The 24,750-nt window shown below is 60.2% G+C and carries 22 protein-coding genes and 1 pseudogene; 8 read left to right on the forward strand and 15 right to left on the reverse strand.

Going from position 1 to position 24,750, the window contains the following annotated elements; genetic code table 11:
* The first annotated feature begins 31 nt into the window (after nucleotides 1-31).
* The 3 genes from dgoD (at nucleotide 32) to EOHIBHHM_RS24895 (ending at nucleotide 3,113) form a co-directional block, all read left to right on the forward strand.
* The gene (dgoD, locus tag EOHIBHHM_RS24885) at nucleotides 32-1,186 is read left to right on the forward strand and encodes a galactonate dehydratase (RefSeq protein ID WP_497259667.1); all 1,155 of its coding nucleotides are present in this window, start codon (nucleotides 32-34) and stop codon (nucleotides 1,184-1,186) included.
* 72 nt (nucleotides 1,187-1,258) lie between these two features.
* On the forward strand, nucleotides 1,259-2,317 hold the full coding sequence (locus tag EOHIBHHM_RS24890; protein ID WP_497259669.1) for a cellulase family glycosylhydrolase: 1,059 nt from the start codon (nucleotides 1,259-1,261) through the stop codon (nucleotides 2,315-2,317).
* Between the two features lies 1 nt (nucleotide 2,318).
* Nucleotides 2,319-3,113 carry an SDR family NAD(P)-dependent oxidoreductase gene (locus EOHIBHHM_RS24895; RefSeq protein ID WP_497259671.1) on the forward strand — a complete coding sequence of 265 codons (795 nt, stop codon included), beginning with the start codon at nucleotides 2,319-2,321 and terminating at the stop codon, nucleotides 3,111-3,113.
* A gap of 21 nt (nucleotides 3,114-3,134) precedes the next feature.
* Here the strand turns inward: EOHIBHHM_RS24895 and kdgK1 are convergent, their stop codons facing one another.
* Both kdgK1 and EOHIBHHM_RS24905 read right to left on the reverse strand, forming a co-directional pair.
* Nucleotides 3,135-4,091 carry a bifunctional 2-dehydro-3-deoxygluconokinase/2-dehydro-3-deoxygalactonokinase gene (kdgK1, locus tag EOHIBHHM_RS24900; protein ID WP_497259673.1) on the reverse strand — a complete coding sequence of 319 codons (957 nt, stop codon included), beginning with the start codon at nucleotides 4,089-4,091 and terminating at the stop codon, nucleotides 3,135-3,137.
* Nucleotides 4,088-4,729 carry a bifunctional 4-hydroxy-2-oxoglutarate aldolase/2-dehydro-3-deoxy-phosphogluconate aldolase gene (locus tag EOHIBHHM_RS24905; RefSeq protein ID WP_497259675.1) on the reverse strand — a complete coding sequence of 214 codons (642 nt, stop codon included), beginning with the start codon at nucleotides 4,727-4,729 and terminating at the stop codon, nucleotides 4,088-4,090. The genes kdgK1 and EOHIBHHM_RS24905 overlap by 4 nt, the downstream gene beginning before the upstream one ends.
* Before the next feature lie 154 nt (nucleotides 4,730-4,883).
* On the opposite strand from EOHIBHHM_RS24905, the gene EOHIBHHM_RS24910 reads away from it, so the two are divergent.
* Nucleotides 4,884-6,890 (forward strand): glutaminase domain-containing protein, encoded by a 2,007-nt coding sequence (locus EOHIBHHM_RS24910; RefSeq protein ID WP_497259677.1) that lies wholly within the window; start codon nucleotides 4,884-4,886, stop codon nucleotides 6,888-6,890.
* A 760-nt stretch (nucleotides 6,891-7,650) separates the two neighbouring features.
* Here the strand turns inward: EOHIBHHM_RS24910 and EOHIBHHM_RS24915 are convergent.
* Together EOHIBHHM_RS24915 and EOHIBHHM_RS24920 are read right to left on the reverse strand one after the other, a co-directional pair.
* Nucleotides 7,651-8,889, reverse strand: a complete 1,239-nt coding sequence (locus EOHIBHHM_RS24915; RefSeq protein WP_497259679.1) for an outer membrane protein assembly factor BamB family protein — start codon at nucleotides 8,887-8,889, stop codon at nucleotides 7,651-7,653.
* A gap of 202 nt (nucleotides 8,890-9,091) precedes the next feature.
* The gene (locus tag EOHIBHHM_RS24920; protein ID WP_497259681.1) at nucleotides 9,092-9,682 is read right to left on the reverse strand and encodes a DUF7344 domain-containing protein; all 591 of its coding nucleotides are present in this window, start codon (nucleotides 9,680-9,682) and stop codon (nucleotides 9,092-9,094) included.
* A gap of 357 nt (nucleotides 9,683-10,039) precedes the next feature.
* Here EOHIBHHM_RS24920 and EOHIBHHM_RS24925 point away from each other — a divergent pair, with 357 nt between their 5' ends.
* The 4 genes from EOHIBHHM_RS24925 (at nucleotide 10,040) to EOHIBHHM_RS24940 (ending at nucleotide 14,326) form a co-directional block, all read left to right on the forward strand.
* Nucleotides 10,040-10,876 carry a helix-turn-helix domain-containing protein gene (locus EOHIBHHM_RS24925; RefSeq protein ID WP_497259683.1) on the forward strand — a complete coding sequence of 279 codons (837 nt, stop codon included), beginning with the start codon at nucleotides 10,040-10,042 and terminating at the stop codon, nucleotides 10,874-10,876.
* Between the two features lie 615 nt (nucleotides 10,877-11,491).
* Complete coding sequence (locus EOHIBHHM_RS24930; protein WP_497259685.1) at nucleotides 11,492-11,935, forward strand: FAD-binding oxidoreductase; 444 nt, start codon at nucleotides 11,492-11,494, stop codon at nucleotides 11,933-11,935.
* A gap of 20 nt (nucleotides 11,936-11,955) precedes the next feature.
* Nucleotides 11,956-12,921: a transcription initiation factor IIB gene (locus tag EOHIBHHM_RS24935; protein WP_497259687.1), complete on the forward strand. Its 966-nt coding sequence runs from the start codon at nucleotides 11,956-11,958 to the stop codon at nucleotides 12,919-12,921.
* A 196-nt stretch (nucleotides 12,922-13,117) separates the two neighbouring features.
* Nucleotides 13,118-14,326 carry a CBS domain-containing protein gene (locus tag EOHIBHHM_RS24940; protein ID WP_497259689.1) on the forward strand — a complete coding sequence of 403 codons (1,209 nt, stop codon included), beginning with the start codon at nucleotides 13,118-13,120 and terminating at the stop codon, nucleotides 14,324-14,326.
* An 87-nt stretch (nucleotides 14,327-14,413) separates the two neighbouring features.
* On the opposite strand, the gene EOHIBHHM_RS24945 is transcribed toward EOHIBHHM_RS24940, so the two are convergent.
* The 11 genes and pseudogenes from EOHIBHHM_RS24945 to EOHIBHHM_RS24995 all read right to left on the reverse strand — a co-directional run bounded on the left by EOHIBHHM_RS24945 (nucleotide 14,414) and on the right by EOHIBHHM_RS24995 (nucleotide 24,688).
* Nucleotides 14,414-14,614, reverse strand: a complete 201-nt coding sequence (locus tag EOHIBHHM_RS24945; protein WP_497259691.1) for a hypothetical protein — start codon at nucleotides 14,612-14,614, stop codon at nucleotides 14,414-14,416.
* 959 nt (nucleotides 14,615-15,573) lie between these two features.
* Nucleotides 15,574-16,206, reverse strand: coding sequence for an outer membrane protein assembly factor BamB family protein (locus tag EOHIBHHM_RS24950; RefSeq protein ID WP_497259693.1), 633 nt, complete (start codon nucleotides 16,204-16,206; stop codon nucleotides 15,574-15,576).
* A gap of 120 nt (nucleotides 16,207-16,326) precedes the next feature.
* Nucleotides 16,327-16,533 (reverse strand): annotated as a pseudogene (locus EOHIBHHM_RS24955) (RNA-guided endonuclease TnpB family protein); the annotation flags it as partial.
* Between the two features lie 17 nt (nucleotides 16,534-16,550).
* The gene (locus EOHIBHHM_RS24960) at nucleotides 16,551-17,630 is read right to left on the reverse strand and encodes a TrmB family transcriptional regulator (protein WP_497259695.1); all 1,080 of its coding nucleotides are present in this window, start codon (nucleotides 17,628-17,630) and stop codon (nucleotides 16,551-16,553) included.
* 75 nt (nucleotides 17,631-17,705) lie between these two features.
* Nucleotides 17,706-18,161, reverse strand: coding sequence for a universal stress protein (locus tag EOHIBHHM_RS24965; RefSeq protein WP_497259697.1), 456 nt, complete (start codon nucleotides 18,159-18,161; stop codon nucleotides 17,706-17,708).
* A 25-nt stretch (nucleotides 18,162-18,186) separates the two neighbouring features.
* Nucleotides 18,187-18,393 carry a hypothetical protein gene (locus tag EOHIBHHM_RS24970; protein ID WP_497259699.1) on the reverse strand — a complete coding sequence of 69 codons (207 nt, stop codon included), beginning with the start codon at nucleotides 18,391-18,393 and terminating at the stop codon, nucleotides 18,187-18,189.
* A 33-nt stretch (nucleotides 18,394-18,426) separates the two neighbouring features.
* Nucleotides 18,427-19,557 (reverse strand): ABC transporter ATP-binding protein, encoded by a 1,131-nt coding sequence (locus EOHIBHHM_RS24975; protein ID WP_497259701.1) that lies wholly within the window; start codon nucleotides 19,555-19,557, stop codon nucleotides 18,427-18,429.
* A complete protein-coding gene (locus tag EOHIBHHM_RS24980) occupies nucleotides 19,554-20,606 on the reverse strand; it encodes an ABC transporter ATP-binding protein (RefSeq protein WP_497259703.1) in 1,053 nt (350 codons plus the stop codon). The genes EOHIBHHM_RS24975 and EOHIBHHM_RS24980 overlap by 4 nt, the downstream gene beginning before the upstream one ends.
* 1 nt (nucleotide 20,607) lies before the next feature.
* Nucleotides 20,608-21,810: an ABC transporter permease gene (locus tag EOHIBHHM_RS24985; protein WP_497259705.1), complete on the reverse strand. Its 1,203-nt coding sequence runs from the start codon at nucleotides 21,808-21,810 to the stop codon at nucleotides 20,608-20,610.
* Nucleotides 21,797-22,807 carry an ABC transporter permease gene (locus tag EOHIBHHM_RS24990; RefSeq protein ID WP_497259707.1) on the reverse strand — a complete coding sequence of 337 codons (1,011 nt, stop codon included), beginning with the start codon at nucleotides 22,805-22,807 and terminating at the stop codon, nucleotides 21,797-21,799. The genes EOHIBHHM_RS24985 and EOHIBHHM_RS24990 overlap by 14 nt, the downstream gene beginning before the upstream one ends.
* A gap of 12 nt (nucleotides 22,808-22,819) precedes the next feature.
* Nucleotides 22,820-24,688: an ABC transporter substrate-binding protein gene (locus EOHIBHHM_RS24995; RefSeq protein ID WP_497259709.1), complete on the reverse strand. Its 1,869-nt coding sequence runs from the start codon at nucleotides 24,686-24,688 to the stop codon at nucleotides 22,820-22,822.
* Nucleotides 24,689-24,750 lie beyond the last annotated feature (62 nt).

Raw genomic sequence — 24,750 nt, forward strand, 5'->3', positions numbered from 1 at the left:
CAACACCACACACGACCTCACACATCTGTCCATGACACGAATCACTGACTACGAACTGTTCGAGGTGCCGCCGCGGTGGCTGTTCCTCCGTCTCGAAACGAGTGACGGCACCGTCGGCTGGGGGGAGCCGATCGTCGAAGGCCGCTCACATACCGTTCGCGGGGCGGTCGAAGAACTCGTCGAGACGTCTCTCCTCGGAGAGGACCCGTCACGAATCGAAGACCACTGGCAGTCGATGTACCGCGGCGGATTCTACCGCGGTGGACCGATCCTCATGTCGGCCATCGCCGGTATCGACCAGGCGCTGTGGGACATCAAGGGCAAGCAGTTCGGCGCACCCGTCTACGAACTTCTGGGTGGCCCGGTTCGGGACCGCGTCCGCGTCTACCAGTGGGTCGGCGGCGACCGCCCGGCCGACGTCGGTGAGGCCGCCGCTGAGAAAGTCGACGCGGGGTTCACTGCGCTGAAGATGAACGCGACGCCGGAGATTCGCCGCATCGACAACCCGAGTGCCGTCGCAGACGCCGTCGACCGCCTCCGGACCGTCCGCGAGGCCGTCGGCCCCGAAGTCGACATCGGCGTCGACTTCCACGGGCGGGTCACCAAGCCGATGGCGAAACGACTGGCGAAGGCGCTCGAACCGCACGAGCCGTTCTTCATCGAAGAACCCGTCCTCCCTGAACACAACGACGCACTGCCCGAAATTGCCGCACAGACGTCGACACCGATCGCGACGGGCGAGCGAATGTACTCGCGGTGGGACTTCAAGGAGGTCTTCGAGACCCAGTCGGTCGACCTCATCCAACCCGACCTCTCGCACGCCGGCGGCATCACCGAGGTGAAGAAGATTGCTGCGATGGCCGAAGCGTACGACGTGGCGATGGCGCCACACTGCCCGCTCGGGCCGCTCGCGCTCGCGTCCTGTCTCCAGGTCGACGCCGTCGCGCCGAACGCGCTCATCCAAGAGCAGAGCCTCGACATCCACTACAACGAGAGCAACGACGTGCTGGACTACCTCGAAGACCCCTCCGTCTTCGACTACGACGACGGCTACGTCGACCTCCCGGACGGACCGGGCCTCGGCGTCGACATCGACGTCGACTACGTCCGTGAGCGTGCGGAACTCGACGTCGACTGGCACAACCCCATCTGGCGGCACGACGACGGGAGCGTCGCCGAATGGTGAGCGCACCCTAACCGACCACTGACGGATCGCTTGCGAACCGGCCTTTGACGAAATTCGACACAAAGACAACTCATGACAGTAGAACGCTGGAGCTCCGAGAAAGCATGGAACTGGTACGACGAACAAGACTGGCTCGTCGGGTGTAACTACCTCCCGAGTACGGCGGTGAACCCGACCGAGATGTGGCTCGCCGAGTCGTTCGACCCCGAGACGATCGACCGCGAACTCCGCTGGGCGAGCGCGGTCGGCATGAACACCGCGCGGGTGTTTCTGCAGTACGTCGTCTGGGAGGACGACCCCGACGGACTGAAACACCGGATGGATCGGTATCTCGACATCGCCGACAGCCACGGCATCTCGACGATGTTCGTCTTCTTCGACGACGTCGGGTTCTCCGGCGACGAACCGTATCTCGGTCCGCAGAAAGACCCGCTCCCGAACACCCACAACAGCCAGTGGACGCCCAGCCCCGGCCACGAGCGGGCGGTCGACCGTTCGACGTGGCCGCAGCTCGCGGAGTACGTCCGTGACATCGTCGGTGCGTTCCGCGACGACGACCGCGTCCTCGTCTGGGACGTGTACAACGAGCCCGGAAACAGCGAGATGGGCCAAAAGACGCTCCCGCTCCTTCGGGAGTCGTTCGATTGGGTCCGCGAGGCGAATCCGACCCAACCGGTCACCGCGGGCGTCAACTGGGACCCCAACCGGACGGAGCAGAACCGAATCGGCAGTGAAAACGCGGACGTCGTCTCGTTTCACGACTACAGCGAACTCTCGTTCACGAAAGAGCGCCTCGAAGACCTCGAAGCGTACGACCGGCCGTTGCTCTGTACGGAGTGGCTCGCACGAACGCGCGACAACCACGTCCGAACGCATCTGCCGTACTACAAAGAGAAGAACGTCGGCTGTTACACGTGGGGGTTCGTCAACGGGAAGATCCAGACACACCTTCCGTGGAGTACGGCACAGACGTCCATCGCCGAGGCAGTCGAAGACGAGGATACCGACACGTGGTTCCACGACCTCCTGCACGAAGACGGGACTCCCTACCGCGGAGAAGAGGTCGAACTACTCCGCGAGTACACCGGCCGGGGAGAACTGTCGGACATTCCGGGGGTCGGGGGCGACTGAGATGAGTTCGCGCCACGCGGGACACGTCGCAATCGTCACCGGGTCGACGAAAGGGATCGGCGCCGGCATCGCAAAACGCCTCGCTGGTGAGGGGGCGACCGTCGTCGTCAACGGCCGATCAGCCGCCGACGGCGAGGAGATCGTCGAGTCGATCCGCTCCGAGGGCGGCGAGGCGACGTTCATCGAGGCGGACATGCGCGACCCCGCCGCCATCGAGGCGCTCGTCGCAGAGACGGCAGAGCGCTTCGGCCGGATCGACGTGCTCGTCAACAACGCTGGCGTGCAGACGGAGACGACGGCGACCGAGGCGACGATGGACGACTGGGAGTTCGTCCTCGAGACGGACTTCCGGTCCTTCTGGTTGTGTGTCAAGCACGCCGTCGAACACATGCCCGAGGGAAGTGCCATCCTGAACATGTCGTCGAACCACGCGTTCCTGACGATGCCCGGGCTGTTCCCCTACAACGCGGTGAAGGCGGGAATCAACGGGATGACGCGGGCACTCGCACTCGAACTCGGGCCGCTCGGCATTCGAGTGAACACTATCAACCCGGGGTGGGTCGAGGTCGAGCGGACGAAAGAGGAACTGAGCGCGGACGACCGCGAGCACGTCGAATCGATGCACCCGCTCGGGCGGATCGGGACCCCTGCCGACGTCGCGGCGGCCTCGGCGTTCCTGACGAGCGACGAGGCGTCGTTCATCACCGGGACGAGCCTGCTCGTCGACGGTGGGCGGACAGCTGTCATGCAGGACCACAGCTTCGTCGAGTACAAACAGGGCCTCGAGAGCCGCTGAAACGGGAGAAGTCGCTCGCAGCTATCGCGCGATCCCGCGTCCGCTATCTTCGAGAACTTGGTTCACCTCGTCGGGCGTCACGACGGCGAGGTCGCCGGCCATCGTTCGCTTGAGCGCAGCGGTCGCTGCGGCGTATGCGAGTGCCTCGGCGACACTGTCGCCAGCGACGTGTCGGGCGAGGTATGCTCCGACGAAGGCGTCCCCGGTTCCGATTGCGTCGACAGTCTCGGTCTCGAACGCTGGCTGCTCGTAGACCGTCCCTTCGTGGATCGCGAGCGCGCCCTCGTCGCCACGGGTGACGACGACCGTCTCGAAGTCGAAGTCTGCCGCCAAGCCCCTCGCGAGTGTATCGGCGCTCCCGTCTCGGCCGAGGACCGTCCGGACGTCTCGCTCGGCGGCGACGAGGATATCGATGTCCGGAAACAGCGACTCGTACGCCGCACGCGCCTCCGCCGGTGTCCACAGCTTCGACCGATAGTTCAAATCGAACGCCGTGGTCGTCCCTGCGTCCATCGCAGTGGCGAGGACATCAGCCGTCGTCTCTGCGAGCGTCTCGGAGAGCGCCGGCGTGATGCCGCTCGTGTAGAAGACCGACGCCTCCTGGACGGCGTCGAGGTCGAGGTCGTCTGGACGTGCGGTGGTGATCGCCGCGTCCGCGCGGTCGTAGATGACCGTCGTTGGTCGTGGTGTCGCGCCCTGCTCGATGTAGTACGCGCCCTGTCGTGCAGTCTCGTCCCAGCAGACCCGTGGGTCGACACCGTGGTGCTGGAGTTCGTTCGTGACGCGGCGTCCGAGCGGGGAGTCTGGAAGCTTCGAGAGCCACGTCGTCGAACTGCCGAGCCGGGAGGCTGCGACGGCGACGTTACTCTCTGCGCCCGCCGTCCGGAAGTCGAGTGCGGTTGCCGTCTCCAGTCGTTCTCCCGACGGTGGGCTGAGGCGGAGCATCGTCTCGCCGAACGTGACGAGGTCGGGCGTCATCGGTGTTCCTCAGCGAGCGCAGTGAACTGCTTTGCAGTCTCGGTCAGCGTCTGATAGTCGCCAGCGTCGATCGCGTCGGTGTCGACGATTCCGCTGCCGACGCCAACGGCAACCGCGCCGGCCTCGAAGAACGCTGCGGCGTTATCTAACGAGACGCCGCCAGTCGGTACGAGCGGAACCTGTGGGAGCGGGCCGTTGATCGCGCTCACCTGCCCGGGACCAGTCGTCGATGCGGGGAACAGTTTGCAGAAGTCGGCACCTGCTTCCGTCGCGGTGAGTGCCTCCGTCGGCGTCATCACGCCCGTCGCGATGGGTGTGTCGTAGCGGTTACACGTCTCGATGACCTCGGTGTCGACCGTCGGCGTGACGACGAACTCCGCCCCGGCGAGTTGGACTGCACGCGCCGTTTCAGGGTCGAGCACGGTCCCCGCCCCAATAGCGATGTCGTCGCCGTGCTCCCGGGAGACCTGCCGAATCATGTCGACGGCACCCGGCGTGTCGACGGTGATTTCGACGGCCTCGACGCCCCCGGCCGCAATGGCGTCGACGACGTCACCGACGGTTTCCTCCGAAACGCCGCGAAGAATAGCGATCACTCCCGAATCTACGATTCGCTGACGGACGTCACTCTTGCTCATGCTTGTACCTGTCTACACCGAGTGGATGCACATAACTTCGGGTGATGCTGGCACCACTTGGACCGACGGCACCGGGGCAGACGTCAGTAGACCGTACCGTGTTGACGTACTCCCCAGACCGTACACTTATACTGATCCTCCAAGATACGAAGGTATGAGTTCGCTCCGACCGCCAGCAGTGCCACTCGTCACCCACCATCCCTACTTCAGTGTCTGGTCGCCGACCACACAGCTCGCCGACTCGACACCGATCCACTGGACTGAAGCGGAACATGGCCTGACCGGACTCGCAGTCATCGATGGCGAACCCTATCGGTTCGCGGGCAAGCACGGTGATGTTCCGACGATGGAGCAGACGGACCTGACGGTAGAACCGACCACGACGGCATACACGTTCCGGGCAGCCGGTGTCGAACTCGACGTCGAGTTTACCTCTCCACTCTTGCTCGACGACCTCGACCTCCTTTCGCGCCCGGCCACCTACGTTACCTTCCGGACGCGGTCAGTCGGCGACGAGAGCCACGACATCTCTATCTACTTCGACGTGACGGGAGAGTGGTGTGTCGACACGCCGGAGCAACCCACCGAGGCAGACCGTGTCTCCGTTCGGGATTGCGGTGAGGCACTCCGAATCGGGACGGTGACACAGGACGTCCTCGGTCACAGTGGTGACGACGTCCGCATCGACTGGGGGCACCTGTATCTTCTCGCTCCGACCGACGTGCCGACGGAACGTCGGCCCGCGAGGCCCGCTGTCCGCGATGAATTCGTCTCGACGGGTCGACTCCCGCAGCAGGTGTCTGAGACAACGTCGAACGACGCCGACGCCGAGCCGTCCGTGTTAGCCTGCACGTTCGAGATGGACGTCGAAGCGGAGTCAGAACGCGAGACGTTCCTCACGGTAGCCTACGACGAACGGCGAGCGATCGAGTACTTCGGCGAGCACCTCGCCGCCTACTGGCGGCGTGACGGGACGACACCCGAAGAGATGCTTGCGACGGCAGTCGAGGAGTATTCGACGGTCCGCGCACGCTGTACAGCGTTCGACGACGAATTGAGACAGCAAAGTCTCGATGTGGGTGGCGAGTCGTACGCGGACATCACCGCGCTCGCGTACCGGCAGGCAGTTGCCTCACACACGCTCGTCGAGCACGAGGAGAGACCGTTGTTCTTCTCGAAGGAGTGTTTCAGCAACGGCTGTATCGCGACGGTCGACGTGACCTACCCCTCGATTCCGCTCTTCTTGCTCTACGCTCCCGAACTCGTGAGAGGGATGCTCCGGCCGATCTTCCGCTACGCTCGGAGTGACGACTGGCCCTACGAGTTCGCCCCGCACGACGTTGGAACGTATCCGAAGGCGAACGGGCAAACGTACCGCACCGTCGACGGCGAACTGGTCCTCGAAAACCAGATGCCGATCGAAGAGTGTGGGAATTTGCTCATCACGACTGCCGCGGTTTGTCTCCGTGATGGCGAGTCGACGTTCGCAGACGACCACTGGGAGCTACTGACGCAGTGGGCTGAGTACCTCCTCGAAAACGGATACGACCCGGGGGAGCAGCTCTGTACCGACGATTTCGCTGGCCATCTCGCTCACAACGTGAACCTCTCGTTGAAAGCAATTTTCGGCATCGCGAGCTACGGCCTACTGTGTGGGCTTCGAGGAGAGACTGATCGTCGGGAGGAATACGTGGAACGCGCACGGCAGATGGCCGACGAGTGGACGCAGGATGCGGACGATGGTGCGTACTTCCGATTGGCGTTCGACAAACCAGGGACGTGGAGTCTCAAATACAACCTCGTGTGGGACAACTTGTTCGACCTAAATCTGTTCGACGACACTGTGGCAGAGTCAGAGGTCGAAAAGTATCTCGAGGAACAGAATCGGTACGGAATCCCGCTGGACAGTCGCGAATCGTATACGAAAGCCGACTGGATACTCTGGGCGGCGACGCTCGCAGAGGACGACTCGGACTTCGAGCAGTTGGTTGGCTCTCTATGGCGATTCTTGAATGAGACGCCTCATCGAGTCCCGTTTGCCGATTGGTACGACACCGAGACAGCCGAACGGACGAGGTTCCAGCATCGGTCTGTGGTCGGGGGACTCTTCATGAAACTGTTGGATCGAGACCCCCCGTTCGTCACGAGAGACACGAACTGACCGAACGGAAGTGTTCGACACCTACTGCGCGGTCTGAGACGTGGGAACAGGTCGTCCGACGTCTTTCTCTTTGTCGATTCTCCTCCAAATAAATCACTTACAAATAGAAGTGATTAGATATCGATCGTTGGTCGGTAGGTAAAGATCTATATTACATTATCTCGTTGAGATCCGACGCACATAATACAAAGATTGGCCTGACCGTTCTTACGGGCGCGGTCGCCGCTTCAACCCGTGAGCGACGTAAATACGTCTCTTCGAACGAAGTTTGTTATGTAGTAACGAATGCACGTCATCACACACCCGACCGGCCACCGTCGTGCAGTCGTGTGTGGAGCCAGTTGCACGAGCTACTATCGGAGTCGTATAACTGGTCACTCGCCCGAGCGCGTACTGTCGTGCGATCAGGTGAGGATGCGTGCACTCGTCACTAGAGCGACGTACCGTGTCGCTATCCTCTTTGATCTGTTCAACCATCGTGTTGTTCGATAGGACGGACTTGGTGCTGAACCTGTCAGATTCCTTCTCTCCGTTCCTCGTGACTACCTCTTCACCACTGAAGTACAACAACAAATGTACACGACCGAGAGTAGTACAAGTCGTGCACGTAGTCGTGATACCGATTCGGAACCGAGCTCAAAGTGATGGATGGCAAACTATTCGTGCGGGCCTAGGTGTGTCAGGTAGCACAGTCCATAGAAACGCCACCACAGCAGCCTCACAGACGCCTACTCAATAGGGGGACGACGCTGTTGGGTCGTTACCGGAGTGCGGCGATCCGACCCCGTCCGGCCGCGTAAATCGTCCTTCCGGCGACCGCCATCTCGCTGACCTCTTCCGGATACGTCCAGCGTACCTGTCCACTCTCGACATCGAGAGCTTCGAGGACACCAGTACTGGTGGCGTCGCGGGTCACATAGAGCGTCTCGCCGGCGAGCGTCAGTCCAGTTGCCTCCATCTTGTCGGTGGACCAGACGTCGTCGCCAGTCTCAGCTTCGTGGGCGTGGACGCCAGGGCCGTACATGGCTGCGCCGACGGCGAGTTCGTCCGAGAGGACCGGGCGATTCATGCCATCTCCGGCATCATCCCACAGATCGGTCCCGTCAGTCGAGGAGACTGCATAGACGCCGTCGATTCCACCGACTAGCCCGAGGGTGACGCCGTCCGCAGCCACTGGCGGGGAATCCTGGACGCCACCGGCGTCGGAACCTGGGAGGGGAGTCGACCACAGTTCGTCACCGCTGACAGCGTCGACGGCCACGAGAACGTGCTGACCGTCGCGCCGGTCGTAGCCCAACACTTCTGTGCCATCGACCGACGGTCGGACGAGTCCGTCGTTCGTCCACACGATCGAGCCGTCGACCGGGTCGAGTGCGTAGGTCTGTTCGCTGCTGACGTACACTCGGTCGGTGACGGCTACCTCCGAGGGGGGCGTCGTCTCCGATCCGATCGACTGTTGCCAGCGCTCCTCGCCGGTCTCAACCGAGAGTGCAGTGACGTGGTCGTCGGTGTCAGCGACGAACACGCCAGCATCGGTCACCGCGGGCGTCCGGAACCCCCAGCAGTCGCTCTCGTGACGCCACTGAACTTCCCCGGACTCTGCATCGAGCGCGACGACCGCACCGCCAACGATATCGTTGCTAGCGCCCTTCCGACGTATCACGCCGACGTAGACGGTCCCATCAACGACGGCTGGCTCTGCAACTTCGCTCTCTCTTTGGCCCCACTCGGGCACATACCGCCATGCCACCGTCGGTTCGCTCTCGGGTCCTGTTGTCTGAGTGACGGCGCCCGCGTGACCGGGGCCACCGCGATACATCGACCAGCCGGGGTCCTCGAGCGGTCCTCTTTCGGTGCTCTCGTCAGTCGCCGATGTCTCACTCTCATCGTTCGTTTCGGTCGTCTTGGTGCTTTCCGTCGCACCACTTGCGACAGCGGTACCTCCGGCGAGGAGCACACCGCTCGTCGCCAGGAACTGTCGACGGTTTTGATTCTCCATGCCACGAGGACAGTCTCCAGACTAGAGTAATATTATAAACCTAGTAAGTAGGCTCTCGAACAGTCTCTGTGTGTGGATTGTAGCCCTGGTCACGATCGCGAGGGAAGATGCCGTGACTCGGCTCAGCCGTACGTAGTTCGCGGTGTTGGCTGCATTTCGGTAAGTGTGAACTGTCGTTTACACGGACCCTGTCGAGGAGCGCCTACTGGAACACGCGTGACTTCACACCAAGGGTCGTCACACCGAACAGTCCCGTGATGATCGTGGCGAGCGACCCAGCGATGACAGCGGGCGCGACTCCCAACGTAGTTGCGACGAACAACGCGAGGCTGACGACGGTAGCGCCGCTGTAGTATTTCATCGACGTCGAGTCGGCGGTGTTGGATTTCGTCTTCGGACCCGTCGACTGTTCGTCAGGGTCGGTATCATCCGTCACGTAGGCTTCGAGTTGTTCGAGTCGCGGTGTCGGTTCGACCCAGCCTCGACTCTGATTGTACTCGATGACACCTTTCTCGTCGAGTTTCGGCAGATGGCTCTGATAGAGCGAGATGTACACGCGCTGTCGCTCGTCCGAGTCCAGCTGCGCGATTGGTTTGTCGTTCTCCCAGGCGGCGACTTGTGCCGCAATGTCCCGCATTTCGCACACCGCGTCGTCGCCGCGCTCGCTCAAGTATCGCACCACGCCACGCCGACGCGCGTTCTGCAGGAGGTGAAACACGTCATCTCGGCGCAGTTGCTGTGTGGTCGCTTCCTGTCCGGACGATGTCGTTGCCGAGGTGGGTTGGGTACTCATTGGCCTACCTGGAGTCACACACCAGGTATCGATAAAGTGGCCCGTCCGTTAGAAGCGATTTAGCTCCGTTCAACACCGTTCACGTCTGGTGTTCTATCGTGTCTGTTCTGCACGCTCTCAGAGAAACGTTGAAAACGGCGAATTACGAACGTTGGGAGCGGACGACAGTTCCCGTCAGGCTGTTCGTCCTCCACCTCCACGCTGCCAACATTCACGCGTCGCGGTGTCTACACTCTCTGTGAGCAGGCTGATCGAGCCCTCTTTTGAGCAGTTGTCGACTTCTCTACTCATCACCGTCTTCGTCGTGGCTGCTGACGTACTTTCTAGCTACCTCAGAGGTATCCGAACGGCCGTTGGGTGACCGAGAGACACGGAGAAGCAGTGTTGCGTACCGAGCCGTCGTCCCACACCTTCGATATCGAACCTGATCAGCTACACCCTGGACTTTTGGCCTTCGACCTCGTAATTTGCCACCACATTACAATAACTCATGACACTGCTCTCAATCTCACCGCCGCATCGACGAGACCACCAATGACAGTGATTGCCGACATCACCGTTCCCGCAGATGCCTTCGAGCTTGGACGCGTCCTGCAGGACTTTCCAGAGGTCGTTATCGAACTCGAACGAATCGTTCCGCTGCAGGAGACTATCATTCCACTGTTCTGGATCTCTGGTACCGATTGTGCAGACATCGAAGCCGCATTGGGTAAGAGCCCGCAGACGAAGAGCGTCACGCAACTCACGACGACCAACGAGAAGACGCTCTTCGAAGTCCACTGGAGTAGCGAGATCAACGGTATCGTTGCGGCTCTCGTCGAAACTCGCGCCAAGATCCTCGAAGCGACAGGGAAAGCCGAGACGTGGGACTTCCGGCTTCGGTTTGGAACACACGAACAACTCTCGGAGTTCAACATGGCACTCACGAACCAGGGTATCCCCGTCACGCTGCGTCATCTCTACAATCCGTCTCCGCCGAAGGAGACAGAAACGCTCTCGGACGAACAGTACGAGGCGCTCGTGATGGCCTATCAGCGCGGCTTTTTCGAGGTTCCGAGGCGCATCACCCTCACTGACCTTGCCGAGGACATGGAGATCAGCGACAGCGCACTCTCTCAGCGTATGCGGCGTGCCCTCGCGATCGTCGTCGAGCGGGTCGTCCACTCCGATACTTCCCCAGCGACGAACTCGTAACCGTGTAGGGCTTATCGTAGCCAGTCAGGGAACGGCGAGCCTCGTCTGCCTCCACTCGCCGATTTTCACCGGAGAGCAGCTCTCTGCACTCCGACGATACTCCCAAAACTCTCCGCCGATGGGCGGCAACCAACACGAGATAGATCTACTCGGCTTCGACATCGGAGGGCCGCTGTCGATGATAGTAGAGCGAAGGTCGATATCCCACGATCCGCCCGCTCGTTTCGGTATCGATACCGAAGGCAATGCTTGTCCCCCGCTCGTGGTAACAGACTGTCACAGAGTTCGATTACTCCTCGTCTCTCTCGCAACGCGCGTCGATAGAGTTCACAATGTCAGTACGAAAGTCAACCATGGACGTCGAATCGACCGCTGCACTCGCAGGGACACTTCGTGGTGACCTGATCCGATCGGGAGACGAGGGATACGACGATGCCCGAGCAGTGTGGAATGCGATGGTAGACAAGCATCCTGCAGTCATCGTCCAGTGTGCTTCGACTGCAGACGTCATCAGCGCAGTCCAGTTCGGAAACGAACACGACACCCCGATCTCGGTACACGGGGGTGGCGACAGCGTCGAGCGTCGCTGGCCGGATTGCTGGCGACGATGGTCTCATGATCGACCTCTCGCGGATGAACTCGATCCGCGTGGATCCGGCTACGGAGACTGCTCGCGTGGAACCGGGTGTCGTGCTCGGTGAACTTGCCCGCGAGACCCACGCGTTCGGGTTCGAAACACCAGTCGGGTACAACTCGACGACCGGTGTCGGTGGATTAACCCTTGGCGGGGGCTTCAGTTGGCTCTCCCGGAAGCATGGAGTGATAATCGATAACCTCCTGTCAGCCGATATCGTCACCCCCGACGGCGAACTCGTGCACGCGAGTGAGACCGAAAACGACGGTCTCTTCCGAAGACTCCAGCGTGGCGAGAGCGTCAGTCTCGTCACGTCCTTCAAGTTCCAACTGCCACGGCGTGAGTCGCCCACAGAGAGGAGAGACGTCTCTCGTACTGTTCGAAGCGGAATACAATACAATGACCTATCGCACAACGACAGCTGAAAGAGTAGAACGAACCCATTATGTCTAATCCCGCCCGGGAGCGGATAATCGATCGAGGGAAGACGGAGACAGAAACGTCGTCGAACTCCCCGGTTCAAACGTGTCCAGAGTGTGACTCGTCGACACTCGTTCAGAGTCCAGGGATGGCCGAGTTGGTCTGCGACGACTGTGGGCTCGTCCTCGAAGAAGAACAGATCGACCGCGGACCCGAGTGGCGGGCGTTCAACCAGAACGAGCGGGATTCAAAGTCCCGCGTCGGCGCTCCGACGACGAAGACGATGCACGACGATGGGATGACGACGACCATCGACTGGAAGAATCAGGATGCGGCTGGACGAACGCTCTCTGCAGATCAGCGGAGTCAGATGCACCGACTCCGGAAGTGGCAGGAACGCATCCGAACGAAGGACGCAAGCGAACGTAATCTGCAGTTCGCGCTGTCGGAGATCGACCGGATGTCGTCGTCGCTCGGCGTCCCGCGTTCGGTTCGCGAGGTCGCGAGCGTCATCTACCGCCGTGCACTTGCCGAGGATCTCATTCGGGGGCGGTCTATCGAGGGCGTCGCCACCGGCGCTCTCTATGCAGCGTGTCGCCAAGAGGGGATTCCGCGAAGTCTCGACGAGGTCGTCACCGTCGCTCGGATCGAACGGATCGAAATCGCTCGAACGTATCGGTACATTGCGAGCGAACTGGGGCTCGAGATGCAGCCGGTCGACCCAAAACAGTATCTGCCTCGATTCGCCTCAGAGTTAGGGGTGAGCGAAGAGGTCCAGCGGAAAGCAACTGAAATCATCGACGTGTCTACTGAGGCTGGTCTGTTGTCGGGGAAGTCTCCGACGGGACTTGCCGCGGCAGCACTCTACTCTGCATGTCTCCTCTGTAACGAGAATATGACACAGAGAGAAGTTGCGAAGGTTGCACAGGTGACTGAAGTGACGATCCGAAATCGATATCGAGAACAACTCGAGGCGATGGATATCGGTTGAGATGGGTGACGTACCTCGGGTCAGATGATCCGTGACGTCGTGCCTAGTCCGCCGTGGACGCACCAGTCTTTAGCTCCTCTCACACTCGGCTCTCGCCTCGTTTCGACGTTCAGGTATCACTCAGAACGCCTTCGACCCTGAGGTCGGAGTGGCACAAGCATAACCGTCCAGAGACCATCCTACTAGAGAGTCATACATGGATATCTCAGAAATCCTCTCCTCAAAGTACACCGAATTCGACATCGGTGCACCGCTCTCGAAGGTCGCCGGGGCGTTCGAGAATCAAGAACTCGATGCCGTCATCGTAACGGACGGCGACGAGTATCGCGGCGTCGTTAGCCGTCGACAGCTGGCTTCCTCGTCCAACCAGCCGTCTGCGAAGGTTGGGTCACAAGTACAAGACGTTCCGACTGTCGACCGCACCGAAGACGTCCGCGAGGTCGCGCGGCTCATGATCGGTAGTGACGCTAAAACGCTCCCCGTACTCGACAACGACCGCGTTGTCGGTGTGGTGACCGGCGATGCCGTCCTCGAGGCTGTGCGTCCATCTCTCGACGCAGTGACCGTCGACGACGCCTACACGGCGGAGTTGGTCAGCGCGACTCCCGAAACCACGATCGGAAAAGCGCTCAATATGCTCCGAGAAGCCGGGATCGCCCATCTCCCGGTCGTGGACGGGGACGACCTCGCGGGAATGCTGAGTCTGTACGACGTTATCGACTTCACGACACGGGGCGGCAGTAAGAGCCAGGGAGGTTCGTCGAGCGGCTTCGGTGGACGCGGAGGCGGGGGCCAGAACCGTGGCGGGTTCGGGGAGCGGGCGGGCGATGCCGATCGGATGCTCGATCTTCCGGTACGGAACCTGATGTCCGACGCAGTCGCGACGGTCGAGCGGAGCGCACCGCTCGACGAAGTCGTCGAGCTGATGTTCGAGAACGAGATCTCCTCGCTCGTCGTCACGGCCGACGACACCGACGAGCCGGTCGGTATCATCACGAAAACAGACGTCATCGAGGCACTCACCTGGGAGCGCGACGACCGGAACGCCGTGCAGGTTTTCGGGCTCGACCTACTCGAGGGGATGGACTACGACGATGTCTCCGCGCTGATCGAGAATGTCACCTCGAAGTACGGCGAGATGAGCGTGATCAAGGCCAGCATCGAACTGCAGGAGCACAAGGAACAGAGCCGGGGCGTGCCGCTCGTGCTGGCAGGGATTCGACTGGTTACCGACCGCGGCTACTTCACGGCCGATGGGGAAGGCTACGGTGCCGCCCACGCCCTCCGCCTCGCAGCGAACGCTATCGAACGCCAGCTCCTCAAGGGGAAGACCTACGGCCACTCGAAGAAGCATCGGGATACAGACGTGCAGGAACAGCTCTACGGCTGGTGGCTCGGTGGCTGAACATCTCCATATTCAGTCCGCGATTCGGGATAGTGGTCCGTACCGGACGTCTAGTCCCCCTACAACGGGGATCGACTATGGTGTCCGCTATTCGCGAGTAGCAGGATCGTTGTCGATAACCCGGACGAACCCGCCGCCCCGGTAGGCGGCGGGTTCGCCGAATGGGTCATGAGTGCCAGCAACGGCCTCCGAATCCAGCTCCGAAAGGCCTATCGAGAAACCTACGATCTGCTCGGCAAGATGCCGAGCGTTCTCGCCGAACTCGGCCTCAAACGCCCACCCAGCCATTCTCCATCGTAGGACCTGGTAGAGATAGTGACGCATAGAGATCGAATTCAATAATATATCTGATACTATAAATTACGTAGATAACTGCGAGAGTAGGCGATAGTAGAACTACAAACCGAACGGAATGTAGGAATACTATCATTAGTCTACATCGCCTCTTCTCGTACTATGGAGGAGCTGTCTAACCCAATTACTCGGCGTGAAGTGATTGCGCTTGCTGGCGCAACACCCCTAGCCGGATGTGCGGGTGTGAACCAACTTATTCAACGATCTCCAGACGGTTCTACACACCACCTGAACGCCCAATCAGAGGTCAGTGTCCAGCAAACAGAACCGGTTCGGGCCTTCGTCGGGTCGTATCACTGGGGATACTTCCTCTTAGACGAGAGCGGCTCGGAACTCGACCAACTAACGCTTTCGCCCGGCGACGAACTACGACTCACTCTCTTCAACGTTGAATCCAGTGCCGCAATCGACAAACTCCCCGATGCAGTACGTAGGAATATCCCATCCTCTGAGGAGCGGGCACAACGGAACAGACAGGCTATCCCTATTCCTCAGGGGGCTACTCTCGAAAGCCTGCACGACGCGGCCGAGGCCGCGTATCCGGATCACAGTCTCGTCGTTGTTAACGACGAGTTCATGTGGAGAAGACCCGATGATCGGGCGCAAGGCCCTGGAAGTGGTGCCCCGTTCGGTCCGTGGGGTGGTCACCACGGGCCTCATGGTGGAGCATACGGTCCGTGGGGTGGTCAAGGACCCAGGCAGGGCCCTAAGGGTGAGTATGGTTCGGGAGCGATGCCGGGATACGGCCCAGGAATGATGACAGGTTCTGGATGGGGAACCGAGTATGGTGGAACGCTCACTCCACCGGTGTACCTCTGGCATCACTCAACGGTGCCCAGCGAACTCGGGTTCGTGGTGAACACAACCGGTTCGTTCGGGTTTGTGTGTACGGTCTACTGCGGGTACGGCCATCCGTATATGGCCGAACGCAGCCGAGTCATCGTGACCGAGAGCTGAGAGTCTTGGCTACACGAATTCTTGGACAACGAACCCTGGCTATAGTAGACCGTTGGAGTTTGGACCCCTGCGCCGAGGTCTTGCGTCCAGCGTCGCTCGCCCGTGGTGGAGACCGCGTGAAGCGTCCCATCACTATCCCCGACGAGGATGGTCTCATCCGCGAGTGCTGGATCGCCGCTCGCCAGAGACGGGAGTTCGACCCGCCATTGCAACTCGCCAGTCTCGTCGTCCAGCGCGACGAGGTAGCCGGGAGAGTCCAACTCGTGTCGATCGAGCTGTCGTATCGAAACGTACACCGAATCGTCGCCGACGAGGGGAGTGCTGAACAAGCCGTTCAATCGAGGTCCCTCGCCAGCCTCGCGGTCGGTCTGCCACTGTCTCTCGCCGCTCGACGGTCCGGACGGGACGTGGGCAGTGTTCGTCGGGCCGTATCCGGCCATCGGCCAGCGGTCGCCTGATCGGTCGAACGTCTCCGTGGGAGGTCCACAGGACTGTCTCGTCGTACTGCAACCGGAGGTAGCCACGGTGCCACCAGTGGCAATCGTGGTGAGGAGGGCACGGCGTCGCATGCTCGCATATTCTCGAGCGCTGATATATACGCTTGATGATTGTTTGACTTCCTCCCGCGCCTGAAGATGTCCCCAGAAATCTCCGATTTCTAGTGTGCGAACGAATCGCTCCGCGCTTCGTTAGGCTTGGCTGTCTTGTGGCGCGATCAAACGCCAAACCCGCCCCATCCTCAGCCGAGTCATCGTCGTTCTCGTGTTCTCTGGAACGACTCTCTCCGCTGAGGTAGCGGTCTGCGATGTTCACGGCTCCGTCCGCGTCCGCTTGGTACTCGTCACTCAATAGTCGTCGTTCGTCCACTCGAACGTCGCCTGCTTCGGACGATATCCAAACGTGTGGATCTACCTCACTCAAACCGAAGTGTGACAGCCTCTGCCCGGTAATCTTCGATAAACGCACCTGGACCGCCAACACTCACTTCACCATCATCCGTCTCGAGATACAGGCTCGTTTCGAGAGTAAAGTCATTCGTTGAAGGCTCGACGAATGCCTGTCGAACGTCACTCACCTTCCCCGAGAGTTCTGCGCCACTTTCGGTCACGATGTCAGCCCACAAATCGTGTCCTGCTTCCCGATGGAGGAATGCCTGCAAGACGGCTTCACGGAACCAGTCGTACGACGCAGGGAGCGAATCGGGGTCTGTCACGTGTCGAATCGTGGAGACGGGCCAGTAGGCGCTGAGATACATCCCCAGGACAGACGACGTAAGATGTGGCTGTGAGATGGTGACAGCCTCTTTGTCGTTGTGCTGCAACGAGAGGACGTGTGGGTCACCAATCATTGCCGCTTCGTTGTCGACCGTATAGAGGAATGGGATACTAGCGTCCCAAGAGCGAACGACGTCTGCGACACCGGTGAAATCTCGCGTATCGTCGTTGGGGCCGGCAGTCTCACCGAGGAGGAGGAAAATGAACACGCCCTTATCGACCGCGTCCCTGAGTTCTGATTCGATCTCTGGATAGACGTGGTCGGGAATAGCAACGAGCGCCTCTGTTTCGGCCTCCGAGAGTGCGTTCTGCAATCGCTTGAGGACAGTCTCACGAGACTTGATAATCTGTATCTCGGGAGCTTCATTTGTTGTCTGTTCAAATCGCTCCTCGAGTGAGGGGGTCAGCGCTTCAAGTCGTGACGAGAGGTTCGCAATCGCCTCTTTCGGTGGTAAGGCACTGATGGTCGTGGGTGATGCGTGTTCTTTCACGCGAACGAGCCCTCGACGTTCGAGTCGCTCAGCGATTCCGTACACGGCCCGCTGTGTAACGTCGGCTTCATCGGCAACAGCACGTGTCGGTGCCTCACCGAGTGACAGCAGAGCGAGATACGTGTCAATCTCGGTGTCTGAGAGTCCAAACACGTTGAGTTCGTCTCGAAGCGCTAAGTCGTCCTGTGCACCAGTCATTGTCTTCGTGGGTCGTGAGTCCTCAGCCATATGAGTTGAATATTGGTGGATAAGGGTATGAGACGAGGTGGTAAGAGGTCCTCGGTCGAAGTAAAAGCAAGGTTGTCAGCTCATGCTGACAGTTACGTATCCCTCGAACTCGAGGATGACCTGTTGTGCTCGGTCACCGAAGATGGCTTTCTTCGTCGGTGATCGACGGACCCCAGCGAGGAACACATGGTCACAGTCGGTCTGACGTGCGATGTCGACGATGGACGTCGCCTGGTCGTTTGTGTCGGCAACAACTGTTCGCAGTTCGTACCCGACAGCGTCACCAAGGACACCGTGTGCGAGATCGTCGACATCGCCGAATAGCCCTTCGAGAACGGCGCCCTCGTCGTAACTCGTATGTTCGGCGCGACCGATTTCGTCCAGTGTTCGCTCGACCTCAGCGTACTCGTCTGGGGTCGCGAGTGCGACGACGACGAGGTCGATCTCTGCTCCGATAGCGAACTTCTTGGCTCGTTGCAGGACATCTCGGTCACGGTCCGTGTCTTCGATGGCGACAAGCGCACGTGGCATGGATGTAGTCTGGCTATTCATGGGGTCAGCTGGTCAGTTCGATTTCCTCGAACGGATCCCAGTCGAAGTAGATGAAGACGGACGAGCCGACGAGCATCACGCCAAGCATCCCAAAGCTCAACAACGCGACGACGAAGGTTGCCGTTCCTGGTTCGACGTAGGGAACGGAGAGGCCGAGAAATGCAAGCAGGACGATGCTCAAAGCGAAGAACATCCGCCAGATTGCAGTCATTTGACTCTCCTCCCCGGAGATTGGTCAACGTGGTTAATCATCGGCCTCTCCTGTCGTCACGGCGTCACTGTCATGGACGCCCTCCAGTGGTTGGCTCTCCCAATACTCGTGGTTCGGGTCGGTTCGATGACAGGCTGCACAGTGTGCTCCGGGCGTCGCCTCATCGTCGCCGAGTTCTGGAGCAGCAGTCGTACAGGCTTCCCGCGCTTCGGGACACCGGGTGTGGAACCGACAGCCCGAGGGAGGGTTGACTGGATCGGGAATATCGATCGACCGGACCGGTGGATCGACCATCTCCTGACTGCTCGGATCGAGGTCGGCAGTTGCCCATCGTAACACCTTCGAGTAGGGATGTTTCGGATCGCCGAGCACCTCTTCGGGCGGCCCGATTTCGACAAGCTCACCCAGATACATGATGCCGATACGACCATCAGCCTTCTCGGCAAGGTAGCGGGCGTTCGACAGCGTGTGCGAGATGAACACGAACGACGTATTGAACTGTTCTTGAAGCTCCAAGAGTAGGTCCATCGTCTCGACACGGAGCGACACGTCCAGTGCGCTCACTGCCTCGTCGGCGAGGATGACGTCCGGGTTCATCAGGAGTGCCCGTACGAGGGCCACACGCTGTTGTTCACCACCACTCAGCTGATGGGGGAATCGATGGGCGTAATCCTCGGGTGGCTCCATTCCGACGCGCTTGAGAAGCGCGAAGATGCGTGCCCGGCGGTCCTCGGTCGACATCTCGGGTTTCCATCGCTCGATGGGTGCTTCCAGTGACGTCAGCACCTTCCGGTTGGGATTAAGCGCTGCACCGGGGTCTTGATGGATGATCTGGAGCGCCTTCCGGATGTCACCGTAGGGGATATCGACGTCCCCCACCCCGTCTTTTGCGTCCCAGACGTCCTGTCCGCGGTACTTCACGCTGCCCTCGGTCGGCCGCTGGACGCCGATGATGGTTTTACCGAGGGTCGTCTTCCCACAGCCCGATTCCCCAACAAGCGCGAGCACGTCGTTCTCCTCGATGTCGATGGAGATATCGTCGACGGCCTGTACCCGGTCGGGATCGTTGAACAGCGAGTCGACGAGTCCCTGCTCTTTCTCGAAGTGGACGGAGACCTCGTCGAGCGACATCACGATGTCGTCGTCAGTGTATCGGTCGCTCATGACTGCATCACGTCCTGTTCGAAGGGGACCGCTTCCTCTGCGTCTTCGTGGTGGAAACATGCTGTCCGATGCTCGTCGCCGACGTTCTCCCACGGTGGGGCCTCTCGATGACACTTGCTCGTCGCAAGTGGACATCGCGGTGCGTAATGGCAGCCCTCTGGCGTGTGTGCTGGATTCGGTGCCGACCCCTCGATCGGTTTCATCGTTTCGATCGGAGCATCGAGGTTCGGCACTGCCTTCAGCAGCGCCCGAGTGTAGGGGTGTTGTGAATGCCGAACGATCTGCTCACTCGGGCCGACCTCCGCGAGTTCGAAGGCATAGAGGATGGCCAATCGATCGGCCAGTCCAGCAACGAGCGGGAGGTCGTGAGTGATGAACAGAATCGAGAGTTCGTACTTCTCTTTGATATCATCAAGGAGACTCAGAATCGAACGCTGCATCAGGAGATCGAGCGCTGCTGTCGGCTCGTCCATTAAGAGGACGTTCGGCTCTAAAACGAGCGAGAGCGCGATAAGCGCCCGCTGACTCATGCCGCCCGACAGTTCGTGTGAGTACGACTCCAGTATCCGTTCGGGGTCGAGATAGAGGTCAGAGAGCAACTGATGTGCTCGTTCCATCCCTTCGTCGACGTCGTAGTCGTGGGCCTTCAGCGTCTCTTCGAAGTGCCCACGAATCGTCATCGTGGGGTTAAACGACGAAAGCGCCCCCTGGAACACCATCGATATTTCCTCCCAGCGGAGTTCTTTCAGCTCTCGATCCGAAAGGTCGAGGACGTTCACCGGGTCGGACCCGGATTCTGGATAGTACCGTACATCACCAGTCGTGATGCCGGGTTCTTCGACGGCGTCCATCATGGCGTTGGCCAACATCGACTTTCCCGACCCGGACTCGCCGACGACGCCGAGAATCTCTCCCCGTTGGAGGTCGATACTGACGTCGTCGAGGACCATCGCGTCACGGTGCTCCAAGTCGTAGGTGACGCTCACGTTGCGGACCTCGACGATTGGGTCTGCGGTGCTGCGTCCTGTGCGTTGTTTGCTTCGTTGCATGTCAGACTCCTCCACCTTCGGACTGCCATCCCACGTTGAGTCCCCTATTCGGCGGGTCATCTCCCTCGTCATCGCTGTCGTCACCCGCAATCGACTTCGCGTGACGGGCACGAACTCGTGGGTTGAAGATACGGTCTGCACCCTGTGCGAGGAGGGTCAACCCAAGCGCGAGAACGATAATCGTCAGCATCGGCATCAACAGCCAGTGAAACGCGGCGGGTGAGGACGTCGCCCCGGCGCGGTTCACAGCCGCGTTCATCATCACTCCCCAGTTGATGCCGTTGTACGGCAACACACCGAGGAAGTAGAGCCCAACAGACCCGAAGATAACCGCCCGCGCCTGCTGGACGAAGTTCATCGTGATGTACGGCATCAGATTCGGGATGATATCCCCGCCGATGATCGTCGGGGTTTTCATACCCATGATCCGGGAGGCCTCAACGTATTCGGCATCGCGGAGCGTAAGCACTTGCGACCGAACCGCCCGGGCCAGTCCAGCCCACGCGTTGATGGTGATGAGGACCCCGATAGTGACCGGGCTTCCCCGGATATCGAGTGCTGCTGCCAAGACAATCGTCAGCGGCAACCCGGGGATAGTCATCATGATGTCCGTGAGGGTCATCAAGCCGCTATCGAGGCGACCACCCTTGTAGCCCGCAAGAGTGCCGATCGCCGTTCCGAGGCCAACCGTGAACACGGCTCCGGAGGCGATCATGATGAGCATCGACGGCGTCGCATAGACGAGCTGCGAGAGAATATTTGTCCCTGATGCCGTCGTTCCGAGCGGATACTCGAGGGTCCGGAAGGCGCCGACCAGAAGTGGCCCTTGATTGGGTCGTGGCGCTGTGACGAGCATCGGCCCGATCGTCCCCACAAACAGGTAGAACAGGACGACGAGCACACCCGTCCGGGCGCGCCAGTCGTCCCAGACGATGCGGGCTGGCGCGAGGACTTTCTCCTCGAACCACTGACGACGACGCTCGCCGTCAGTCATCGACATCTCGGCCATCTGTTGGAACTCCGAGGTGGGTGTCCCGCCATCAGCAGCGACGCGACCGTTTCGGGCGTGACCGGTGATGGCCGAGCGTGGACGTGCAACGTCGGTGAGGTCGGTTGCTGGGTCGTCGTGGGCGACGGACTCGTCGAGACCGGTAGTGTCGTCCTCCTTGTGTGTCTCGTAGCTATCTCGGTCAGTAGGACTCACGCGACGCACCTCCTTTGGCTCGGGGGTCGAGCCACCCGTACGTCAGGTCGGCGATCGTGATCCCGATCACCATCGCAACTGTGATGAGAATGAACCCACCCATCATCAGCGGGTAGTCACGGGCGTTGATCGCCTGAATCAGATAGAAGCCGACACCTGGATAGGCGAAGATGTTCTCGATGATGACTGCCCCACCGAAGACGGTGCCGATGGCAATCATCAACCCGGTGTACATCGGCAGAATGGCGTTGCGAGCAACGTATCGGATAGCGATACGGCGCGTCGGTAGTCCACGGAGGCGGGCGACGCGAAGGTAATCCTCACCGAGCACACGAATACTGTTGCCACGCATACTCAGCGCCCACCCACCGAAACCGACGATAGCCATCGAGAAGATGGGCAACGTGCCGTGATAGAGCACGCTCGTCAGGAACGGGAGGTTGAGCCCTGGCGTGAGTTCAGAGGCGTAGCGACCGCCCGTCGGGAACAAGTCGAAGCGGTAACCGAGGAAGGCCACGGACAGCAATGCGACGACGTATCCGGGCGTCGAGTTGAGGACCAACCCGATACCGGTGCTGGCGACGTCGAAACTCGACCCTTCCTTGTAAGCCATGAATGCTCCCAGCGACACCCCAATGGTAAACGCGAGAAACAGTGCCGATGCGGTCAGAAAGACCGTCCACGGTATCGCCGGGCCGATCACACTCGTGACTGCCCGATCGTACCAGATGGACTGGCCAAAGTCGCCCTGAAGCATCGCAGCCATATAGTCGATGTACTGGATGTACACCGGCTCGTCAACTGCAATGTTGGTCTGTGCGGCGATCCGGGCGTTGATTTCGGCCATCGACATGTCGCTTCCGCCTTGTTGAATCGCTTGGGCTCGCAAGTAGTCGAGTGGGCCACCTGGCAGCAACCGGATGAGACCGAAGCTGGCCGAGATCACGACGAAGACGGTGAGTATCGATTGGCCAATCCGTTTCAGTATGTAGCTCATGAGTGTCCTCCGTTATTGACTTGAGGCTAGCTCTGAGACGATCTCTGCAGGCGTCACCGTCTCACTGTCGCGAACCTTCTCGTGGAGGACCGGGGTCTCGAATTCACTCGGAAGGTTCCATGCGTTTTTCGCGTCCCAGCTGTCGAAGATCCACTTGAAGTGGAAATACGGATAGGAGTGATCGTACGACGCCCATCCCTGCAGTCCGACGACGAAATCACCGTTGGTGTAGTCCTTCCCCCAGTAGGTCGAGGTATCTTTCATCACGGCTTCAGCCTTAATGCCGAACTGCTGGAGCTGTGAGACGACCGTTTGTGCGCCCGAAACCCAGTCAGAGAACCCGGCGGGCCCCTTGATGGGAATGCTCAGTGCCTTTCCGTTCTTCTTCCACGTGCCACCCTGCTTTTGGTAGCCTGCCTCCTCCAACAGTGCGGCAGCCTTGTCGGTTTGCGACTTGTTCGTACCGTACGTCTCGAACTTATCTGCAACGCCCTCTAGCCAGTGGTTCTCAATTTGACCATTGAACTCGCCGGTCAGGCCGCTCGGATACGTGACTGCAACCTTCGAGTTGGTGCCAGCACCGGAGTTCTTCGCCACCGACTCGCGGTTGATCACGTGTGCAATCGCCTTGCGGACGCGTGGGTCATCGACTGGTTCTTTCTCAAAGTTGAAAACGAGGCCGAGTCCCCAGTGACGCGGGATGAGACTGACCTGCACCGAGTCGGGGAGCTGATTGAGCTTGTTCGAGGGCATGAACAGCGTCGCCGACCCGTCGGTCTGTTCGTTGATGAGCGCGTTCCAGCGCTTCTGATTCGACGGCATATAGAGGTACTCAGCTTCCGGGAAGTTGATCTGACCAGCGTCCGGATGCTCTTCGTACTTCGTGAGCAGGGTCCGTTGGGTGTCCGCGTTTTCGAACTGGAACGGGCCGCAGCCGACCGGCTCGGGGACAGTCTCGCTCGTCAGCTCACCCAGCACTTTCGAGCGAGCGTCGTCCGACTCTGCATCGTCGAACCGCTGCACGTACTCACCGTAAGTTCCTTCGTGAGCGACGAGGTACTTCGGCTGGAGATACGCGAGAAGGACTTCTTCGTTCGCCGCCATCGTGAGTGACAGTTCGACGGTGGAGTCGTCGGCCGTCGTCACACGCTCTGAGACCTTCCCCGTGTCCTCGGGGGCGACGAACTGGCCGAGGCTCCCGCCGTTGTAGATGTCGAGTTTGATCTGATTCGCGACGTCCGTGGCAGTGACCTGGTCACCGTTGTGCCAGGTCTGATCTTCACGAACCGAGAGGGTCATGGTTTTCCCGTCGAGCGAGTAGTCGGAGATGAGGTACGGTTCGTATTTCTGCTTTGCGAGGTTGTACCGCATGAACCGATCGAACAGCATCCGCCGAGGCTCGGCGAAGTTCTTGCCGTTCCACGGGTTGTACTGCGAATCCTGTGGCACTGCCCACTGTGCCAGTGTCAGCTTCGAGTCGTTGGCCCCGTCGGACTGACTCCACGCGCCGGTGCGGGGGAGCCACTCGGTCGGCCAGTAGAGCTGCGTTTTCGGGCTGTCCTTCGAGGGAACGGACCAGTCGTCGGTCGTCTGGAACGACTGGGCGAGTTTCTCCTGGAGCGGGAGGACTGGAAGAGTCTGGTTCGTGACGTACGCGAGTTCCTGAATCTTCCGCTTGGTCTCGCTGTCGACCGGGGCCGGTGTCGCGGTGTCGGCCGCGTCATTTCCGGTGTTATTCGACGACGAATCCGTCGTTTCAACCGCTTGTTGGCCACCACAGCCCGCGAAACCGGCTGTGACCCCGGTTGCTCCGAGCGCTTGTACGAATCGCCGCCGTGAAAGCGGCGGTCGGTTGCCGCTCCCATTGTCATTGTCCATCATGGTCATCTACGATTGTTACACACACCCGAATAAAATTTCGGGTAGAAGCCGTTCTTCGCGAT

The sequence above is a fragment of the Halogranum roseipondis genome (genome assembly GCF_059695585.1).

Excerpts from the sequence above, each read along its gene's own strand:
- dgoD (WP_497259667.1), top strand. The coding sequence starts at position 32 with ATGACACGAATCACTGACTACGAACTGTTCGAGGTGCCGCCGCGGTGG.
- EOHIBHHM_RS24890 (WP_497259669.1), top strand. The coding sequence starts at position 1,259 with ATGACAGTAGAACGCTGGAGCTCCGAGAAAGCATGGAACTGGTACGAC.
- EOHIBHHM_RS24895 (WP_497259671.1), top strand. The coding sequence starts at position 2,319 with ATGAGTTCGCGCCACGCGGGACACGTCGCAATCGTCACCGGGTCGACG.
- kdgK1 (WP_497259673.1), bottom strand. The coding sequence starts at position 4,091 with ATGACGCCCGACCTCGTCACGTTCGGCGAGACGATGCTCCGCCTCAGC.
- EOHIBHHM_RS24905 (WP_497259675.1), bottom strand. The coding sequence starts at position 4,729 with ATGAGCAAGAGTGACGTCCGTCAGCGAATCGTAGATTCGGGAGTGATC.
- EOHIBHHM_RS24910 (WP_497259677.1), top strand. The coding sequence starts at position 4,884 with ATGAGTTCGCTCCGACCGCCAGCAGTGCCACTCGTCACCCACCATCCC.
- EOHIBHHM_RS24915 (WP_497259679.1), bottom strand. The coding sequence starts at position 8,889 with ATGGAGAATCAAAACCGTCGACAGTTCCTGGCGACGAGCGGTGTGCTC.
- EOHIBHHM_RS24920 (WP_497259681.1), bottom strand. The coding sequence starts at position 9,682 with ATGAGTACCCAACCCACCTCGGCAACGACATCGTCCGGACAGGAAGCG.
- EOHIBHHM_RS24930 (WP_497259685.1), top strand. The coding sequence starts at position 11,492 with ATGATCGACCTCTCGCGGATGAACTCGATCCGCGTGGATCCGGCTACG.
- EOHIBHHM_RS24935 (WP_497259687.1), top strand. The coding sequence starts at position 11,956 with ATGTCTAATCCCGCCCGGGAGCGGATAATCGATCGAGGGAAGACGGAG.
- EOHIBHHM_RS24940 (WP_497259689.1), top strand. The coding sequence starts at position 13,118 with ATGGATATCTCAGAAATCCTCTCCTCAAAGTACACCGAATTCGACATC.
- EOHIBHHM_RS24945 (WP_497259691.1), bottom strand. The coding sequence starts at position 14,614 with ATGGCTGGGTGGGCGTTTGAGGCCGAGTTCGGCGAGAACGCTCGGCAT.
- EOHIBHHM_RS24950 (WP_497259693.1), bottom strand. The coding sequence starts at position 16,206 with ATGCGACGCCGTGCCCTCCTCACCACGATTGCCACTGGTGGCACCGTG.
- EOHIBHHM_RS24960 (WP_497259695.1), bottom strand. The coding sequence starts at position 17,630 with ATGGCTGAGGACTCACGACCCACGAAGACAATGACTGGTGCACAGGAC.
- EOHIBHHM_RS24965 (WP_497259697.1), bottom strand. The coding sequence starts at position 18,161 with ATGCCACGTGCGCTTGTCGCCATCGAAGACACGGACCGTGACCGAGAT.
- EOHIBHHM_RS24970 (WP_497259699.1), bottom strand. The coding sequence starts at position 18,393 with ATGACTGCAATCTGGCGGATGTTCTTCGCTTTGAGCATCGTCCTGCTT.
- EOHIBHHM_RS24975 (WP_497259701.1), bottom strand. The coding sequence starts at position 19,557 with ATGAGCGACCGATACACTGACGACGACATCGTGATGTCGCTCGACGAG.
- EOHIBHHM_RS24980 (WP_497259703.1), bottom strand. The coding sequence starts at position 20,606 with ATGCAACGAAGCAAACAACGCACAGGACGCAGCACCGCAGACCCAATC.
- EOHIBHHM_RS24990 (WP_497259707.1), bottom strand. The coding sequence starts at position 22,807 with ATGAGCTACATACTGAAACGGATTGGCCAATCGATACTCACCGTCTTC.
- EOHIBHHM_RS24995 (WP_497259709.1), bottom strand. The coding sequence starts at position 24,688 with ATGATGGACAATGACAATGGGAGCGGCAACCGACCGCCGCTTTCACGG.